Origin of the sequence: Acinetobacter sp. AYS6 (genome assembly GCF_025630795.1) — a bacterium.
Taxonomy (GTDB): Bacteria; Pseudomonadota; Gammaproteobacteria; order Pseudomonadales; family Moraxellaceae; genus Acinetobacter.
The window spans coordinates 149976-168762 of record NZ_JAOTNV010000008.1 but is presented as its reverse complement, the minus strand read 5'-3'; the positions used below and the strand labels follow the sequence as shown (position 1 = coordinate 168762).

The window sequence follows — 18787 nt, the reverse complement described above, 5'->3', positions numbered from 1 at the left end:
TAATAAAAATGCCGATCAATGAATCGGCATTTTTAATCTTCTACGAATTAGCCTGCGATCACACCGCCATCTTTACGGGTAATCACAACAGTTGCTGAACGTGGACGTGCAGTTTTATTGCTTGGGTCTTTTTGAGTTGCAGGCCAATTACTATCTGGTGTTGCGTAACTTTTCGAGTCTTCACCAGGGTGTTGAACATTAATAAAAATAGCTTTGTGGTCAGGGGTCATGGCAATACCCGTAATTTCACATTGCTTTGGCCCAACTAAGAAACGGCGTAATGTTGAGTCTGTCACTTTAGCGCCGACTAGCGTTTGTTGGCCATTTGACGTAGTTGCAGCAGCACCATCACCAATTTGGCCCGGTAACGCAGCAAGCATCATACAGTTAGTCACATCGGTATATGCGCCATCATCTGTCTGAATCCAAAGTACACCACGTGGGTCGAACCACATCCCGTCAGGAGATGACAAATCATTGTTGTCTGTCAAACCAGATAAGTTGATGTTTGAAGCCATCGATGCTTCTGCACCAAATAGGTAGATATCCCATTTGAAGGTTTCAGCAGTAGTTTTGTCATCGGTTTCTTTAAAACGGATAATATGGCCGTTAACGTTACCCTTTTGCTCTTTAGTGCCGTTGTAGAGGTCTGTGTAGTTACGTGGGTTTGCAGCATCAGTTGCATAATCTTTACCACGGTTCGAGTTATTGGTGAGGGTGACATAGACTTCGCCGTTTACTGGATTGACCGTACACCATTCTGGGCGGTCCATTTTAGTAGCACCGACTGAGTCGCCAGCCAAACGTGCAAACGTCACAACGTCCGCTTGAGATTTGAATGGGTAAGTAGTGTTACTTTCATTTAAGCCATTTTTGCCGTAGGCAAGTTCAATCCATTGACCTGTACCATCGTTATTAAATTTGGCAACATACAATTTACCTGCGTTCATATATTTGTCGCCAGCCGCGTAGCCGCGATTTACATCTTTGGTATCCCAAACTGCGTTAGAGACGAATTTATAAATGTATTCACCGCGAGAGTCATCACCCATATAAAACGCTAAGGGCTGACCTGCTACAGCACGACAAGCACTGTCTTCATGTGCAAAACGACCTAGTGATGTTCTTTTAACTGGGTTTAGGCGGTTATCAAACGGATCAATCTCGACCATCCAACCGAACGTATTTGGTCCGTTGCGGTAGTCTTGTGTTGCCTGAGCGGCTTTTACATCAGCATTCCAGCGGTCATATAAGTCTTGTGATTCAACTTGTCCAATTGCTGTTTCCCAGCCGTAGCGTGAACTTACGCCTAAATAAATTTGTCGCCCTTGTTCATCAACGTTAGGAATTAGCTCACCATTTTTATCTTTTAAATAAATGACCTTGCCGTCTTTATCTTTTTTAGGAGCACCTTTTTCATCTTTCTCATACAGATAAGGTTCATCTTTTTTAACACCTAAACCGTAACGTTTTAATGCAATTTTTTCTGCATCTGTACGTGCATATTCATCGCTACCTGAACGTTGGAAATAACCAATAAAGTTTTCTTCGGTAGTTAAATAAGTGCCCCAAGGGGTATAACCGTTACCGCAGTTATTATGAGTACCACGAGTTTGACGACCCGCAGGTGAGAAACGAGTAGCAAGCAAACTAGACCCAGCAGCAGCACCTGCAAAATTCATCTCTGTTGATGCTGTAATACGGCGGTTAAAAATTGATTTTTTATCAATTACTACTTTTTGAGTTGTTGCATCTTTTTTGATGTGAACAATAGATACGCCATGCGCATTGGTCTCACGAATCACTTCATCTTCAGGGCGGCGTCCATTAACTTTTGTTGGACCTTTTGGGTGAAGGAAGGTCTGGTTGATATATTCGTGATTCAGCACCAACAAACCTTCGGCTGAAACACTTTCATCAAAGTTGTTTGTTGAAGCATTCAAACCAAAGAAGTGCATACCATCGTGGCAGTCACCAGAGCGGAACTGGAAGCTTGGGCCAGATGGAATATTATTGTCGTCCCATTCGCCAAAAGCAGGGTTGATTGAATCACCTAAAGCATAGATGACATTGGCTTCATAACCTTCAGGTACAGTCACAATATCGTTGTGGTTTTTTGCAACTGCCGTGAAAGTTAATTTTTCTGGTTTTTTATTTGGATCTACAGGTGGAATTCCACCATTGTTAGAACCTGAGTCATCATTGTTATCATTACAGCCTGTTAAAGTAGAGGCTAAAGTTAGAGCTACGGCACCGCTTGCAGCTTTAGTAATTAAACTACGACGACTTACATGTTGTTCTAAAATGTCACGAAAGTGGATATTGTCAGAAGTATTATTATCCAGTTCTTGGTCTTCATGATATGGCGTCAGCTCTGTCATGGGAAATTCCTAAGTAAGTAAATAAAGAGATTGTTCTAAAAGTCTTCATTAGCTTAGTTGGGTAGTGTGACGAGGCTTTGACGTTTTGATGATAGGTTTGTGAAATATTTGATCGTTTGGTTGAAAGTATAAGTCGATTTTTAAAATCGCGGATGATCTAAAATAAAAGAAACCTGCATAAAGCAGGTTTCTTTTTTAAAGAGTAGAAATTATTTTTTTACAACAGATGGAGCAATTGGGTCGGCAGTGATATAGCCAACTGCTGCTGCGAATTTGTTGCTGTAGTTGGTATTAATTGCTGTATCAATTTGCGCAAGTAAATCTGCACTGATACCAGTACGAACACCATTAGTTTCTTTATAGAAACGGTTCCATTCATCACCTGGATGTTGGAAGTTACTCATGATGTAAGTCCAACCGTTTACTTCATCAACTGCGTGTAGACCAGTTGACTCTGCACCTGCTGGTGTAGACAAGATACGGATCAGTTGCTTGGTATCAACATTGTAAGCCCATAAGAAGTTATTTAAATGGTTACCAGAGTCTTCACCGATAAATAACGTACGTAGCTTTTCAGAGAACTTCAAGTTGTCAGGGCTAGCAATCTGTTCTGGGTCAGCAGTGTTACCTAAGCTGTCAAAGCTAATGTCTTTACCTTTAATGAGAAGACTAGATTGGCTAGGTACCCATTCACTGTTAATTGCTACATTTGAGCTGTCTTTTTGGCCGCCTGTCAGTTTATGCTCCAAAATACCACCAGCCGTGATTTTCGGGAATTTAACGTTGTGCTCAGCAAGGTAACCACTACCACCTTCAACCATTGAATCAACAATGTTAGCTAAAGCTGAATATGCGCGTTTATCTGCAATATTTACAGTCGTACCTTCGTTCTTGGTCAATGCCATTGAAGCACCAACGTAGGCTGCGTAGCGGTGTGTCTCAAGGAAAGCCGCTGCAAGTTTAGTTTTGTCGCTGTTATCTTTAAGCTTGAGATAAACACCAGTTTTGCTCAAATAAGTAAATTTAAAACCTTGAGCTTCTAATTCTGCTTTTTGAGCAGCTTGTTGTAGTTTTAAACGATCTTTCGCAGCTTTTGCTAAAACTTGTTGTTCAGGTGTACCTTTATCTCCAGCATCAATAGCATCTTTTTCTGCTGTCGTTGCATCGCTTGGATATTTGGCAATTTGTAGAACCGATTCGAAAATATCAGTTCCTTTGATACCGCTCTTGATTAGGTTTTCAATCTCTACACTTGTTGCATGACCAAGCTTGATCCAAGAGATCTGACCAGTCGTTGTATCTGTAAGTACGGTTGTATATTTTGCAACGTAAAGTGTGCCGGCAGATAGGTCTTTCTCTTTATCTGCAACGAACATGAAGAGACCGCCATTGGTATAGTCATCACCCATTAATACAGTACGGTTATCTGGGAAAACTTGCACAAGCTCATGTGAAATACGGCCTAAACAGTAGTGTTTTGTCACACGACCCGTACCATCTGCATTTACGGTAATTTCTGGTAAATGACCGTAGTTATATGGGTTAGCCGCATTTTCATCACCATAGACATTTTTACTAAATGCTTTAAGTGTTGAAAGTGATTGACCTAACTTTTGGTTGAAAGCATCTGGCTCATATTCTTCACTAGAAAGGTGAGTTCCCCATGGTGACAAGCTTGCACCACAAGTAATCCATAAACCATGTGCACTTGAAGTGTCTACATTGTGATATTTAATTAAAGTCAAATGACCAGTTTTCGGGTCTTGATCTAAAGTAAGCACTGCAATCGGAGATGATAATTTACCGTACGTATCACCACCATTTTGGTCTTTTGATAAATATTCAAACTGAACGACATGGAACACTGGGTTACCAGTTACACCTAATGCTTTCTTATCTGCATCTGTAAAATCTTTGCCAGTCGCTTGTTTGAAGCTAATTAGAGAACTACCATCTGGACAGTCAGAGAAGAATTGACGCTCTTTGCCAGCAACTGATTTATCGATAATTGGCTTATTATTAATGTCAAAATAACCACCCGCGATAATCTTTCCGCCTTTACCATCAGGAACTTCGGTACCTGTTAAGAAGAATGGTTTGTAAGCCAGTTGGTATTCGGTTTTACTGCCATCTTCCCATGAAATAGCAAGCTTTGATGCACATGCTGTCGTTGCAATATCAGCTACAACTGAAGGAGCTGGCATTGAAGTGAACGTTGCATTTTTAAAGTTAATTGGTTTTGTTGGAGTTGTAACGTCTGAATCATCATTACTATCGTTACATCCTGCTAACGTTGCTGCCGTAGCCATCGCACCTAATGGAAGAAAAGGGATCCCCGTAAACCATTTTAAAATGTCGCGACGTGTTGGGTGGTTAGAAGCAGTTGTCATAATAAATCCGTAACTTTTGTGAGTATATTTGTTGAGTTGATTCTATGGACTGTAAATGACACTTTTCTTACATTTTTAAGTCACTTTGAAGACAGTTTATAGGTTCGTAGATTAAAAAGTGGTTGATATAAAAAAGCCTGAACTTTGTATTTCAGGCTTTTTTTGAATCATACTTTTATTCATCAGATTGAGCTTTTCTTTTCTCAAGAATTTTACCGAACAATAATCCAAGTTCGAAAAGCAACCACATTGGGATCGCCAACATCACCATAGAAATTGCATCTGGTGGGGTAATGAACATGGCTACAAAAAAGCATCCCACAATGATAAAACGCCTTTTTTCAGCAAGACTTTTTGTATTTACCACGCCTATTAAAATCAGTAGAAGCGTCGCGATTGGAATTTCAAAAGTTACACCAAAAACTAAAAACAGCTTTAAGCAAAAGCTTAGGTAGCTATTAATATCCGTCATCGGTGCAACAGTTTCAGGCGATACACTAATAAAGAAATGTAAAATTGCAGGAAGCGTAATGTAGTATGCAAAAGCAACTCCAGCATAGAACAAAACAATACTACCGATGAGTAATGGCAGCGCTAAATGACGTTCTTTTTGATATAACGCTGGGCGGACAAAAGTCCATATTTCATAAAGAATAAATGGCATTGCCAGCACAAGCGCGACAAATAAATTGAGCTTAAAAGGCGCCATAAAGGTTGCAGTTACATCTGTTGCAATCATTGAAGATGATGCTGGAAGTTGCAGCCTTAAAGGTTCAGATAATAATTGGTAAGTATTATTTCGAAAGGGCAATAAGCAAAAGAATAAAAATAATGTTACCCCGACAATCCTAAATAAATGACGTCTTAAAACGACCAAATGGTTCATGATTGGCATTTGGTCTAAATTTTCTTGCGTATTTACAGTCGTTGAAGGCAGTTGGTTCATACGGCAATCTTCAATTTAACGGGGGGTGTTTCTAAAGTGTCGCTTTGAGATGCCAAAGGTGTAAATTTGGCAAGAAAGGGCACTTCATAATGGCCCGATACAGGGGAGTACATCGTAGCCTGAGATATCGTTTCAGCTACCTCAGTTTTTTCTGAATTGTCTGAAGTAGTCTGTTTTTGTATTTCTTCAAGTTGTTGTTGTACTTTGCGTTCTAGTGCTTCAATGCGGTTGAGTTCTTCTTGCATTTCTTTTCGAAACTCAGAAAGACGCAACTCTTGATCAATCTCATTTTGCAAATTGGTAATATAACGTTTTAGGCGAACATACCAGCGACCAGCAAAGCGTGCGGCTTCCGGAAGTTTATCGGGACCTAAAACTAAAATTGCAATAATTGCAAAACAGAGTAGCTCTGTCATTCCTACATCAAGCATGGTGGAAAACCTTTAGCTTTTCACTGATGTGCTGTCAGGGGTTTTGACTTGGGCATCAATTGTACGTGGAGTATTCAGAGCAGCAGTTTCGTCTTCTTCACGAACTGATTTTTTGAAGTCTTTTACTGCACCACCTACATCTTTACCGATATTTTTTAATTTAGATGTACCAAATAATAAAATAACGACAATTGCAAAAATAACGACGTGCCAAATAGATAAACCGGCCATGATCTTATACCTCTTTTCAGTTTGCTTTATCTCAACAGGTTGCTATGACAACAATGTGACATTTATATGTCAGTTTTAAGACAATAGCTCTTGGTCAAAATCTCAAAAGACGGGTTTCATAAAGGATGTAGGCAGTTTTTTATTTTAGTAAGAGCTTAAAAAGAGAAGCTTAAATTACTTGAAAAGGAGAGTACATTTCATTTTGAAAAGGTGTAGCATAACAAACTGATTTTGATGGGTGAGAGGAGAAAACGTGGCGTTATTACTGCCAATATTGGCGTTCATCACTGGACTTCTGCTTGCCCAGACTTCTCTTTCAGAAACGATAAAACCTGTTCTTTCAGCTTGGCTTGCACGCTTGCTTATTCCAGTTGTGATTATTTACAACATGGTATTTTATCAGCCGGGTAGCTTGAGTTTAATGCTCTTTAGCTTCGGTTCAGCATTTCTTATTTTCTTTGCTTATTTAGCCTTATTTAAAGACAGATTATTAGCGCTTTGCGTAAGTTATACCAACATGGGCTGGCTCGGTTTTCCTTTTGCTATGGCTCTATTTGGGCCTGAAGCTACGGCTCCTATTGTTGCGCTCTATATTGGTATGTCTCTTTTTGGAAATGCATGGGCTGTGACTGCTGTAACAACTGCACCACAAAGTAAGCTCAACATATTAAAAAAAGTTCTGTCATCTCCACCGTGTATTTCAATTTTTTGCGCGCTTGTGCTCAGGCTTTTAGGGGCTCAACATATCGAACATCCAGCTATACATTGGGTGTATGAGGTTGCTAAGTTCGCAATGACTTTTGCTGGGATGTGTGTTTTGGGAATGTGGCTACGCCGTACTCGAGTGCATTTAAAAGACTTATTCTATAGTATGAAAGCTCAAGCATTTAAGGTGGTGTGTGGTTTTATTCTTTGCGGTTTAACTTATAGATTTCTGCCGATTCCAAATATAAGTCAGCACATTGGAGTGATGTTTTTAATGTTCTGTCTGCCACCAGCAGCCAATATTGTAGCGCTAGAAACACATTATCAAGGGACAGGAAGATCTGCGGCTTATATCGCTTCAGGGACGATTGTGAGTTGTGTGTGTATTGCGATTTATGCTGTGTTTTTACACATGTTCGTCTAATTAATTATTTAATTCTAACCCTACACTTGCTTGTGCGAAGGCGGCATGGATGCCGCCAGTTAGACTGTGGCACAAGGAAGTGCCATCAGTCTAACAAAAGATTTTTGCTTACTTTTCATCTTTGAAAAGTAAGGTTTGCCTATACAAAGTTTAATATGTTTTAACGCTGCATATTGTGGCCATGTGATCAGCTTATTTCTGCAAACGCTCTCTAAATAACTGCATCGCTTGTCCACGATGACTAATCTTATTCTTGTCTTCTTTAGAAAGTTCAGCGCTAGAAACTTGTAGCTCAGGCAACCAGAAGAGTGGGTCATAGCCAAAGCCATTTTCACCACGTGGCGCTTCTAAAATTTCTCCGTGCCAGATGCCTTGGAAAATTTGTGGTAGTGGATCTTCAGCATGTGTCACTAAAGCAAGTACACATACAAACATGCCTTCAATCACTTCACCATTTTTACGGTAGGGTAAAAGATCATTTAATAATTTGGCATTGTTCGCTGCATCGTCACCATGTTCTCCAGCATAGCGTGCAGAGTAAATACCAGGTGCGCCGCCTAACACAGGAACACAAATTCCAGAGTCGTCAGCCATAGCAGGCTTACCTGAAATTTTAGAGGCATGACGAGCTTTGATAATGGCATTTTCAATAAAGCTTAAGCCATCTTCAATTGCATCAGGAATATTAAGACGCCCTTGAGGAATAATTTCTACAGGTAACTTAAGCTGTTTAAAAAGTTTTTCAAACTCAGCGACTTTACCTTTGTTATTGCTGGCAAGAACTAAACTGCCCTGATCAAACCAATGTGGGGTAGACATAATAAAACCAAACTTTATAGCTAATATCGAACGTGAGTTATGTTACGTGTTTTTTAAGAGGGGATATAGAGGGAAATAAATAGAATATAAAATGAGATATCCTAAACTAAAGCCACCTTGTAGAGCATACAAGGTGGCTTTAGTCGAGTAAGGTTTTTTACGGATGAACCGTTATTATTGTGCTTGAATCCATTTGTCTGCACGGTCACGTGCGGTACGGATTTGTTCTTGAGTTAAGTTCGCCGCTAGAGCAGTTTTCTTACCTTCAGATAGGCTAATCACTTTATTGTCGAGCATGCCATCACGAGTAGAAAGCTCATACCACTGGTAAGCACCTACGTAGTTTTTCTTTTGCTCTTCCATCATCGCGAGATTGTAGCTTGCACGGTTATCACCATTGCTTGCTGCTTTTTCAAAGTATTTACGAGCCATGGACTCATCTTTTCTAACACCAATACCGTCGGCGTACATACGACCCACGTTTAATTGAGCTGGTGATAAACCTTGATCAGCTGCTGCTTTAAACCATGCGAAAGCTTGTTTCTCATCTTTTTCTACATCTTTACCATATTGGTAGTGTGTACCAAGGTAAAATTGCGCGCCTGCTTGACCAGCTTTTGCAGCTTTCTGAAGGTCACTTACCCCCATTGTAGAAAAGCGTGCAGCCTGACTCGCAACCGATTGTGGCTGGGCGATATAATCTGCATGAGCCTGCATACTTAGCAGTCCTGCAAATAGTGTGCTAAATAATGTCTTTTTCATAGTGCACTCACTCGATAAATAGCGACTTCACCAAACAAATTAGGAACATGTTTGCTTAACAGGCTTCCCTGCTGATTTCCATTGACGGCGAGTCGATTAATAATTTGTATCTGATTTTCCACACACAGTGCTTCGAAATCTTTAAATGTACATAAATGAATATTGGGGGTGTTATACCACATATATGGTAGAGCATCCGATACAGGCATCATTCCTTTTAATGCAAGAAAAGACCGAGTCTTCCAATGCGCAAAGTTTGGAAAAGTAATAATTGCCTGTTTACCCACACGCACCATGTCTCTTAATAAAACATCGGGTGCATCTACGGCTTGCAAAGCCTGTGCCATCACCACATAGTCAAAAGACTGGTCGGCAAAACGGCTCAAACCGAGATTCAAATCTTGTTGAATAATATTTAACCCGCGACTGACGGCAATTGCAATCTTTTCTTGATCAATTTCTAAACCATAAGCACGAATTTGATGCTTTTGGCTCATATGAGCGAGTAATTCACCATCACCACACCCTAAATCGAGTACGCTTGAGCCGGGTTTAATCCACTTTTCTGCCAGTTGTTGATCAATACGCATTAACTTGCCTCCAGTGATGTCGATTTTAAGTGTTCTTCACCGCCTAAGAAAGCGCGCATGGTTTTAACATACAGTGGAATAGGGAATAAAAACGAGTCATGACCTTGTTCTGCATCAATATCTAAGTAACTTACAGGCTTATGATTGGTAATAAGTGCATCTACAATTTCTTGAGAGCGACTTGGGGCAAAACGCCAGTCTGTTGTAAAAGAGACAATCAGGAACTGACATTTGGTTTTACCCATCGCTTCCGTTAACGAATGATTATATTCACGAGATGGATCAAAATAATCTAAAGCTTTGGTCATGATGAGATAAGTATTGGCATCAAAGTTACGGCTAAACTGTTCGCCTTGATAGCGTAGATAACTTTCGACCTGAAACTCGACATCAAAACCGTACATAAATTTGCCTGACTTTAAATCACGGCCAAATTTTTGTTTCATGGCTTCTTCTGAAAGATAGGTGATATGGCCGACCATTCGAGCCAAAATCAGGCCACGTTTCGGGTAACTATCATTCTCTAAATAACGACCATGATGGAAGTCTGGATCAGACAAGATTGACTGTCGCGCAACTTCGTTAAATGCAATATTTTGTGCTGAAAGCTTTGGCGCACTGGCAATAATCACACATTTTTGTAAGCGGTCAGGATAATCTACTGACCATTGTAGTGCTTGCATGCCCCCTAATGATCCACCAACAACTGCATACCAGACATTTACACCTAAACGGTCAGAAAGCATGGCCTGAGTTTTGACCCAGTCGCGTACCGTAACTAATGGGAAATCTGGTCCATAAGGACGGTTATCATTTTCAGGATTTGGTGATGTTGGGCCAGTTGAGCCGCTACATCCACCAATATTGTTGAGCGAAACTACAAAGAACTTATTTGTATCGATTGCCTTACCCGGGCCAATACAGCTATCCCACCATCCAGCTTTTTTATCATCTTCGTGGTGATATCCCGCTGCATGATGATGTCCGGAAAGGGCATGACAGATTAAAATGGCATTTGATTTATCTGCATTTAAAGTGCCGTAAGTTTCGACCATTAACTCAAAACGTGGCAAGACACGGTCACATTCAAGATGTAATGGTTCTTCAAATTGGAACTTTTGCGGAGTGACTAACCCCACTGAATCAGCTGGAAAAGACACGGGAACATTTCGCCTTTTAAATCTTTCAGGAATAAAAAGAAAGGATACCAAGCTAGGTATCCTTTCCAAAGTCTTTTTTTTAATTAAACAGCGGCGGCAACCACCTGATCTGTACTTAAAACGCCTTGATCAATCAAACGGTTAGTACATGCAATAATTGCTTCAATGGATGAGGTGACTGTATTGTCATGAACACCAGCACCAAATGAGCCTTTACCTGTACCTTTAACTTGAAGTTCAATTAAGGTTAATGCTTTCGCATTTGCACCTGAACTAATACTACGTTCTTCATAGTTCAACACATCAATTGGTAACTGAAGTGCATTTAAGAATGCAGAGATTGGCCCATTACCTTCACCGCGAAGTTGTTGAGTTTCACCTTCGACATCAACATCAAGTTCGATGATCTGAGTACCATTAATGTCAGATAATCTGTAGTTTTTGACTGTGTAATGATGGTTTTTCACATCAACATAAGTGTCTTTAAACAAGGTCCAGATTTCTTTAGCATTAATTTCTGTACCATTATCATCAGCATATTGTTGAACAACCTGACTGAACTCGATTTGTAAACGACGCGGCAATACCACGTTGTAGTTTGATTCTAATAAGTAAGCGATACCGCCTTTACCAGACTGACTATTTACACGAATAACTGCATCGTAATCGCGGCCCAAATCTTTCGGATCGATTGGCAAGTAAGGCATATCCCAGATTTCTTCGTTTTTCTGGTACTCAAAGCCTTTTTTAATTGCATCCTGATGTGAACCAGAGAATGCAGTAAATACCAAGTCGCCTGCATATGGATGACGAGGGTGTACAGGTAAGCCAGTACATTCTTCAACCGTTGCAATCACTTCATTAATGTTAGAGAAATCTAACTCAGGTGCTACACCTTGGGTGTACATGTTCAATGCAATTGCTGCAACGTCAACGTTACCTGTACGTTCGCCATTACCAAACACACAGCCTTCAACACGGTCAGCACCTGCCATAATTGCAAGTTCTGATGCCGCAATACCACAGCCGCGGTCATTGTGGCAGTGAACAGAAATGATCACGCCATCACGACGTGCCAAATTACGATGCATCCATTCAATTTGGTCTGCATACACATTCGGTGTAGAAACTTCTACAGTCGCGGGTAAGTTTAAAATCACTTTATGGTCAGGACGTGCATCCCAGATTTCTGTGACCGCATCACAGACATCTTTAGCGACTTCTAACTCTGTTGCTGAGAAACACTCTGGGCTGTACTGGAAAATCCAGTCAGTTTGAGGATATTGCGCCGCATACTCTTTCACTTTTTGAGCAGCATTAATAGCTAACTGTTTTGCACCATTAACATCTACATTCAACACCTTTTGACGGAAGGTTGGAGAGTTAGAGTTATAAATATGCACAATCGCTCGTTTAGCACCAGCCAAAGATTCGAAGGTACGTTCAATTAAATGATCACGTGCCTGAACCAAAACTTCAATGTATACGTCATCAGGAATGTGATTTTCTTCGATCAACATGCGGGTAAAATCGAAGTCGATTTGAGATGCAGAAGGGAAGCCGATTTCAATATGCTTAAAACCGATTTTTACAAGCATTTTGAACATTTTGAATTTTTGTTCCATGTCCATGGGTTCAAAAATTGCTTGGTTACCATCACGTAAATCGGTGCTCATCCAGATTGGCGCTTTTGTAATTTCGTTATTTGGCCATTGGCGATCTGGTAAATCCACTCGTTGGTACATACGGCGGTATTTTTTGCTTGGGTCAGCCAACATCATGAGAAAACTCCTTGTCTCGTAGCGCAGTTGCTCTGGATATATTTAAAAGGCAACGTCTCTACAGTTATATATGGTATTTAATTAAGAAAAATAAAAGGCAATTTCGAAGTGCTGCTTTAAAAAGCAGACAAAATTTTTATACGCGCGCTTGGCGCAGCATCAGGAGTTGCGGATGATGTCTTGCTTGAGTAGGCTGGGCAAACAAGTAATTCGTTTTCATCTCTAGACCGTGAATAATAAGTTTGATGGTTTGCTGGTATGTTTATCATTTAGATATATCACATCTAAACAATGATTACACCTTGTGCAAAATTCTTATAATAATTTTAATCTCAGAAATTAGAAAATAATTTTCTAATTTTGCGCAATTTTACAATTTTGAGAAAATAATTTTCATATTTTTGCTATATTGAGGTAAAAGAAATTGCTTGATCTCAATAAGTCAAAAATAAATGTAATTATAGCTCTGACCACATTCGAATTAAATTATGATAAATATTGGTGAGCTTCATGACTTCTGGATAGTTATCACCATGTGCTTTACGCAGTTCCCGAATACTTTCATCTAAGTTAAATAAAAGATGGCGTTTACTATCATCGCGTACCAAACTTTGTACCCAGAAAAAAGAAGCAAAACGAGTGCCTGAGGTAATGCTGCTGACTTCATGCAGGCTGGTCGATGGATAGAGCACGACATCACCTGCGGGTAATTTAACTTCGTGATAACCATAAGTGTCTTCAATAACGAGGTCACCACCTTCATATTCATCAGGTTCACTTAAAAATAGTGTACAAGATAAATCGGTACGGAGCTGCTCAGAAGTGCCACGGATAAGGCGAATTGAGTTGTCTACATGGAAACCAAAGCTTTCATATTCATCATAACGATTAAAAAGTGGTGGAATAATTTTGTGGGGTAGGGCAGCAGCCTGAAACACTGGATTTTGCCAAATTGCTTTGATGACAATATCACTTAAATGATGTGTAAGTGGGTCTTGTTCTGAGAGTTGCTGATTTCTTTTAACAGAAGCAGACAAGGTGCCCGCTGTCACTTTTCCACCTACCCAATTTGCGTCTTTCATGAGCTTACGAAACTCGGCAACTTGCTCTTTACTTAAAACATTAGGGATATGATGAATCACAGCAAACACCTTTTAAAATAAATACTTCATTTGTAAAAATAGCCTCGTCACGAGGCTATTTTATATGAACTTTAATTAATTCCATAAAAGTATTATGGAATTTAACCTTAATACTTAAAGTTAATTGCTAAGACAGCATTACGGCCATTACCTTCAAACGCGTAGTGAGCTGCATGTGCACTAGTGAAATAACGCTTATCAGAAATATTATTGATATTAAGCTGTAAATTTACGTTCTTGTTAACATCGTATTTAGCCATCGCATTATAAATAGTATAGGTTGGTAAGTATTTTGGAGCAGTTGTATTCACAAAAACTTGATCGCGGTATTCAACACCTGCACCTAAAGTCAATTGAGGCATAACTTTATATGTTGACCATAAAGTCGCGCTATTTTTAGCTACGAATGGAAGAGGTTTACCTTCCTGAGCAACGGCATTGTATGCAGCCTCAGTGATTTCGCTATCTAAATAGCTATAGCCTGTAGATACATCCCACTTGTCAGTAATCTTTCCGTTCAAGCTAATTTCAAATCCATCAACTTTACTTTTACCTGCATTGGCAGTCGTGTTAGGGTCGATTTGGATACGTGTATTTTGCTTTTCAGTACGGAAAACTGCTGCTGTTAAATTAGCACGGTTATTAAATAGGTCCCATTTAGTTCCTAATTCAAAAGTGCGCGCTTCTTCTGGTTTTAGATCGTTTGCGCTCGCGCTTGCAGTACCTGAGTCGCTAATAGAATCTGAACCTGTATCACCTTCAGCAAGCACACCTACTGGGTTTGCTGACGTAGCATAGCTTAAATAAATACTACCATCTTCTGTTGGTTTAAAAACTAAACCAGCTTGGTAAGAGAAGTAATCTGTATCACTTTCAAGTTTATCGCCAGCTTTATGAGGTGTACGTCCACCTACGTCCTTATTATATTTTTTCTCAGTTTCAAACTTATCCCAACGAACACCTACATTAAGTAACCATTGTGGATTAAATTCAATACTATCTAAAGCATAGACGCCTACATTATGACTACGAGTGGTTGATTGTGCTGTAATAGCTCCACGTGTGTCATAGAATGCACCATTTCCTGGATTATTTAAACTCGTACACCAGCCATTTGCTACAGCAGCGGCTGAAGTACAGTTTTGAATGTTGCTGTCTAAAATGGTTGAGGTGGTTTCACCTGCAGCATTAGTAAATGTATGTACTCCTTGATCAGTTTCTTGGAAGCTCCATTCAGTACCGACATTAAAAGAATGTTTTAATGTACCAGTATTAAATTTACCTCTCAAAGAAAGTTGATCGCTATAAGCATCACTATCCAAAATACGACTTAAAGCACGACGAGCGATTGTGCCTCTGTAAATATTACCCTTAGAGTCATCAGCATTGGTGTAAACATAATCAGATTTAGATTTGTTGTAAGTCGCTACATTTGACAAGGTAAGGTTTTCATTAAAATCATGTTCTAATTTAAACGTACCAATATGGTTTTCACGTTTATCAAAATCACGTGCTTTCCAGCCATAGTAGGTACCCGCTTTTACATCAACAGGCTTACCATTACCAGGAGTTACAGTAACTCCAGCAGGAGGAGTCGTTGGATTTGCATTGTTAAAAGGAATACCTGCATCAGGTTCATCATTACTACGTAAATAGTAGTAGCTCAGTGTTCCGCGAGTTGCTGTATCTAGGCCAAATGCCAGACTTGATGCAATACCAGCACGAGCATATTCAGCACCGTTGCTCTGACCAGCCTTTTCATTTTCATGGCCCATGATAACTACACGACCGGCAATGCCATTACCAAAGTCTTTGTTAGCATCGAGTTGGATATGACGATAGTTGTCAGTACCACCTTGGACACTGCCTTGGTAAACGTCACCTTCATGAGCTACTTTAGGGATTAAGTTAATACTTCCACCCACGCTACCACCACCACCAAGCGCAGAAGAAGAGCCTTTAATGACTTCAACTTGTTCGATGGCAAACATGTCGCGGCTTTGTGAAGTTGTATTGCGAACACCATCAACATAAATAGAAGATTGGCCGCTATAACCACGAATGTAAGGCATATCTGTAAACGGGGTACCGCCTTCACCTGCACCTAATGTAATCCCTGGTTCGTAGCGTAAAGCTTCGAGTAGAGTATTAGAGTTTGTATCTTTAATTAACTTTTGAGAAAGAATCGAGACTGATTTTGGTGTGTCTTTGAGTGGAGCTACGAATTTAGAATTTGCTGATTGATCTACTTTTAAAGATTCTTCTTGAGTCGCTTGAGTATGAATCGTTGGTAATTGTGAAATTGCTTCTTGTGCCATGGCTGTTGTTGCGATCATTGATAGTGATGAAGCTATCGCAGAAGAAACAATTTTTTTACGTGTTCTAATCAAAGACATGACGTCAGGACTCTAAAACTAAAAGGTTATGCGAATAATAATAATTCTTATTTATATGTACAGTTTGTGTTAATTGGATTTGCCAATTGAATTGTGAAGATAAAGTGAATGATTAAATAGGGGATTGTACTTTTATGTAGCTAATCTACTGATTCTTGGTGATTGTTTGTAAAAGCGATTAAATTTTGATTTTGATTGTAATTTTAGATTTATGAAGAATAACTAAAAAATTAGTTTTACTTAAGGTGTTATGAAAAATATTTAAAGAATCATAAAATTACTGTGAAATTTACGAGAATAATGACCTTAACTTAAATGAAGTGGTCGGTTAATTTTGTATATCTCGAAAGTTGTCATATAATACAGCACTTTTAAAAAAACTGTTCCTACTCACTAATTTTTATCGAGGAAGCCATGCAAGTAACGACTGAAGCGGTTTCGGGCGTTGCCCGTCGTTTAAATGTTTCTGTACCGACGAGCCGTATTAACGAGCAATTTGAAGCTCGTTTGAAACGCACTGCCAAAACTGTGAAGATCAACGGCTTCCGTCCAGGTAAAGTGCCTGAAAACGTTGTTCGCCGCGAATACGGTGCGGGCATTTATCAAGAAGTTGTAAATGACATCATTCGTGATAGCGTTTTTGAAGCAATTCAACAAGAGAAAATCAATGCGGTAGGTATGCCGAACATTGATAAAGTTGAACATAAAGAAGATGCTTTAGTTTTTGAAGCGACTGTAGAAGTTTATCCAGAAGTTACCGTACAAGCATTCGACGGTTTAGAAGTTGAACGTAAAACAGCTGAAATTAAAGATGCTGACGTTGACGCTATGATCGAAAACTTGCAAAAACAACGTCAAACTTGGGCTGTTACCAAGGGTATGGCGAAAAAAGACATGCAAGTGACTTTTGACTTTGAAGGCACTATCGATGGTGAAAAGTTTGAAGGCGGTTCTGCTGAAGACTTTAAACTCGTATTAGGTTCAGGTCGTATGATTCCTGGCTTTGAAGATGGCATCATTGGCATGAAAGCTGGCGAAGAGAAAGTAATTGATGTTACTTTCCCTGAAGACTACCAAGCTGAAAACTTGGCTGGTAAAGCAGCTCAGTTCAAAATCACTGTAAAGCAAGTTGAAAAATCAAAACTTCCAGAAATTGATGCTGAATTCTTGAAAATCTTCGGTGTAACTGAAGAAGAAGGCGTTGAGAAGTTAAAAGCTGACGTTCGCAAAAATATGGAACGTGAAGTTCGCAATGGTTTACGTAACCAAGTTAAACAAGCTGCTTTTGATGCACTTGTTGCTGCGAACGAAGTTGAAGTTCCAACTGCAATGGTTGCTCAAGAAATTGACCGTCAACGTCAACAAATGGTTCAACAGTTCACTCAACAGTTCGGTGGTGCAGGCGCTCAATCTTTTGACAAGAGCATGCTTCCTGATGAATTGTTCAAAGAGCAAGCAGAACGTTCTGTTAAGCTTGGCGTATTGGTAAGCAAAGTTTTAGCTGACGCTAAACTTGAAGTTGACCAAGCTCGCGTTGATGCTTACATCGACGATATGGCTTCTTCTTACGAAGATCCAACTGAAGTGATTGAATACTTCAAAAATGATGCTCAACAACGTGCTCAAATCGAAGCAGTTGTATTAGAAGATCAAGTTGTTGATCACATCTTAGCTGCTGCTAAAGTGACTGACAAAGCTGTATCTTATGATGATTTATTAAAAGAACAACAAGCTCGCCGTATGGGCTAATCTTTTAAGAGGTCAGAAAAAGGCGCTTTAGGCGCCTTTTTTGTTTTTCAATATGTGGTTAATTTGAGTGCGACATTAAGTACTTAGGTATAAATAATATAATATTTCAGTGCGAACCTTTTGCAATTTGAGAAATTATCCCGCATATTGTTGCCATAGGTTAAGTCACAAAAAATTTAGGAATAAATAACGTATGTATGTTCCAACAATTGAAAATGCTTTAGTTCCTGTTGTGGTTGAACAATCTTCTCGCGGCGAACGTTCTTTTGATATTTATTCACGACTTTTACGTGAGCGCGTCATTTTTTTAACAGGTGAAGTTGAAGACAACATGGCAAACCTAATTGTTGCCCAAATGTTGTTTTTAGAAGCTGAAAATCCTGATAAAGATATCCACCTTTATATCAACTCTCCAGGTGGATCTGTGACAGCAGGCATGGCTATTTATGACACAATGCAGTTTATTAAACCTGATGTCGTGACATATTGTATGGGTCAAGCTGCTTCAATGGGTGCATTCTTGTTAAATGCTGGTGCTAAAGGCAAACGCTATTGTCTAGAAAATGCCCGTGTCATGATTCACCAACCATTAGGTGGTTTCCGCGGTCAAGCATCTGATATTGAAATTCATGCGCGTGAAATTCTATTTATTAAAGAACGTTTAAACCGCTTAATGGCAGAGCATAGTGGTCAAGACTACGAAACCGTTGCTCGTGATACTGACCGTGATAACTTTATGACAGCACAGTCTGCTAAAGAATATGGTTTGGTTGATCAGGTGCTAAGTAAGCGTCCATAAGGACCTTCTTATATAAATAACTTGAGATGTTGAAAAAGATCTCCATTTAGTTATTTATGCAGTGCATCTTGCCCTAATATT

General features: G+C 39.6%; 15 protein-coding genes. 3 read left to right on the top strand and 12 right to left on the bottom strand.

Annotated elements, in window-relative coordinates; genetic code table 11:
- Positions 1-47: 47 nt before the first annotated feature.
- The 5 genes from OD757_RS13545 to OD757_RS13525 all read right to left on the bottom strand — a co-directional run bounded on the left by OD757_RS13545 (position 48) and on the right by OD757_RS13525 (position 6379).
- Positions 48-2381 carry a PhoX family protein gene (locus tag OD757_RS13545; protein WP_263032197.1) on the bottom strand — a complete coding sequence of 778 codons (2334 nt, stop codon included), beginning with the start codon at positions 2379-2381 and terminating at the stop codon, positions 48-50.
- A 209-nt stretch (positions 2382-2590) separates the two neighbouring features.
- A complete protein-coding gene (locus OD757_RS13540) occupies positions 2591-4771 on the bottom strand; it encodes a PhoX family protein (protein ID WP_263032196.1) in 2181 nt (726 codons plus the stop codon).
- 175 nt (positions 4772-4946) lie between these two features.
- Entirely contained in the window at positions 4947-5717 is a 771-nt protein-coding gene (gene tatC, locus OD757_RS13535) for a twin-arginine translocase subunit TatC (protein ID WP_009393233.1), read from the bottom strand.
- Positions 5714-6148: a Sec-independent protein translocase protein TatB gene (tatB, locus tag OD757_RS13530; RefSeq protein WP_009393098.1), complete on the bottom strand. Its 435-nt coding sequence runs from the start codon at positions 6146-6148 to the stop codon at positions 5714-5716. The genes tatC and tatB overlap by 4 nt, the downstream gene beginning before the upstream one ends.
- A 12-nt stretch (positions 6149-6160) precedes the next feature.
- A complete protein-coding gene (locus OD757_RS13525; RefSeq protein ID WP_004794775.1) occupies positions 6161-6379 on the bottom strand; it encodes a Sec-independent protein translocase subunit TatA in 219 nt (72 codons plus the stop codon).
- 253 nt (positions 6380-6632) lie between these two features.
- Between OD757_RS13525 and OD757_RS13520 the strand changes: the two genes are divergently transcribed.
- Complete coding sequence (locus tag OD757_RS13520) at positions 6633-7508, top strand: AEC family transporter (protein WP_263032195.1); 876 nt, start codon at positions 6633-6635, stop codon at positions 7506-7508.
- 192 nt (positions 7509-7700) lie between these two features.
- Here the strand turns inward: OD757_RS13520 and rdgB are convergent, their stop codons facing one another.
- The 7 genes from rdgB to OD757_RS13485 all read right to left on the bottom strand — a co-directional run bounded on the left by rdgB (position 7701) and on the right by OD757_RS13485 (position 16158).
- Complete coding sequence (rdgB, locus tag OD757_RS13515) at positions 7701-8327, bottom strand: RdgB/HAM1 family non-canonical purine NTP pyrophosphatase (protein ID WP_263032194.1); 627 nt, start codon at positions 8325-8327, stop codon at positions 7701-7703.
- Between the two features lie 174 nt (positions 8328-8501).
- Positions 8502-9089, bottom strand: a complete 588-nt coding sequence (locus tag OD757_RS13510; protein WP_034678999.1) for a tetratricopeptide repeat protein — start codon at positions 9087-9089, stop codon at positions 8502-8504.
- Entirely contained in the window at positions 9086-9679 is a 594-nt protein-coding gene (gene metW, locus OD757_RS13505) for a methionine biosynthesis protein MetW (RefSeq protein WP_009393021.1), read from the bottom strand. Before metW ends, OD757_RS13510 begins: the two co-directional genes overlap by 4 nt.
- Complete coding sequence (locus OD757_RS13500; protein WP_009393134.1) at positions 9679-10839, bottom strand: homoserine O-succinyltransferase MetX; 1161 nt, start codon at positions 10837-10839, stop codon at positions 9679-9681. Before OD757_RS13500 ends, metW begins: the two co-directional genes overlap by 1 nt.
- A gap of 83 nt (positions 10840-10922) precedes the next feature.
- Positions 10923-12620 carry a 2-isopropylmalate synthase gene (gene leuA, locus OD757_RS13495; protein WP_009393014.1) on the bottom strand — a complete coding sequence of 566 codons (1698 nt, stop codon included), beginning with the start codon at positions 12618-12620 and terminating at the stop codon, positions 10923-10925.
- Between the two features lie 458 nt (positions 12621-13078).
- On the bottom strand, positions 13079-13762 hold the full coding sequence (locus OD757_RS13490) for a Fe2+-dependent dioxygenase (protein WP_263032193.1): 684 nt from the start codon (positions 13760-13762) through the stop codon (positions 13079-13081).
- A 107-nt stretch (positions 13763-13869) separates the two neighbouring features.
- Complete coding sequence (locus OD757_RS13485) at positions 13870-16158, bottom strand: TonB-dependent receptor (RefSeq protein ID WP_263032192.1); 2289 nt, start codon at positions 16156-16158, stop codon at positions 13870-13872.
- A 414-nt stretch (positions 16159-16572) separates the two neighbouring features.
- Between OD757_RS13485 and tig the strand changes: the two genes are divergently transcribed.
- The gene (gene tig / locus OD757_RS13480; protein ID WP_009390782.1) at positions 16573-17907 is read left to right on the top strand and encodes a trigger factor; all 1335 of its coding nucleotides are present in this window, start codon (positions 16573-16575) and stop codon (positions 17905-17907) included.
- 193 nt (positions 17908-18100) lie between these two features.
- On the top strand, positions 18101-18706 hold the full coding sequence (gene clpP / locus OD757_RS13475) for an ATP-dependent Clp endopeptidase proteolytic subunit ClpP (protein ID WP_003654845.1): 606 nt from the start codon (positions 18101-18103) through the stop codon (positions 18704-18706).
- Positions 18707-18787: the final 81 nt, after the last annotated feature.

Coding starts and splice junctions, on each gene's coding strand:
- OD757_RS13545 (WP_263032197.1), bottom strand. CDS start 2,381: ATGACAGAGCTGACGCCATATCATGAAGACCAAGAACTGGATAATAAT.
- OD757_RS13540 (WP_263032196.1), bottom strand. CDS start 4,771: ATGACAACTGCTTCTAACCACCCAACACGTCGCGACATTTTAAAATGG.
- tatC (WP_009393233.1), bottom strand. CDS start 5,717: ATGAACCAACTGCCTTCAACGACTGTAAATACGCAAGAAAATTTAGAC.
- tatB (WP_009393098.1), bottom strand. CDS start 6,148: ATGCTTGATGTAGGAATGACAGAGCTACTCTGTTTTGCAATTATTGCA.
- OD757_RS13525 (WP_004794775.1), bottom strand. CDS start 6,379: ATGGCCGGTTTATCTATTTGGCACGTCGTTATTTTTGCAATTGTCGTT.
- rdgB (WP_263032194.1), bottom strand. CDS start 8,327: ATGTCTACCCCACATTGGTTTGATCAGGGCAGTTTAGTTCTTGCCAGC.
- OD757_RS13510 (WP_034678999.1), bottom strand. CDS start 9,089: ATGAAAAAGACATTATTTAGCACACTATTTGCAGGACTGCTAAGTATG.
- metW (WP_009393021.1), bottom strand. CDS start 9,679: ATGCGTATTGATCAACAACTGGCAGAAAAGTGGATTAAACCCGGCTCA.
- leuA (WP_009393014.1), bottom strand. CDS start 12,620: ATGATGTTGGCTGACCCAAGCAAAAAATACCGCCGTATGTACCAACGA.
- OD757_RS13485 (WP_263032192.1), bottom strand. CDS start 16,158: ATGTCTTTGATTAGAACACGTAAAAAAATTGTTTCTTCTGCGATAGCT.
- tig (WP_009390782.1), top strand. CDS start 16,573: ATGCAAGTAACGACTGAAGCGGTTTCGGGCGTTGCCCGTCGTTTAAAT.
- clpP (WP_003654845.1), top strand. CDS start 18,101: ATGTATGTTCCAACAATTGAAAATGCTTTAGTTCCTGTTGTGGTTGAA.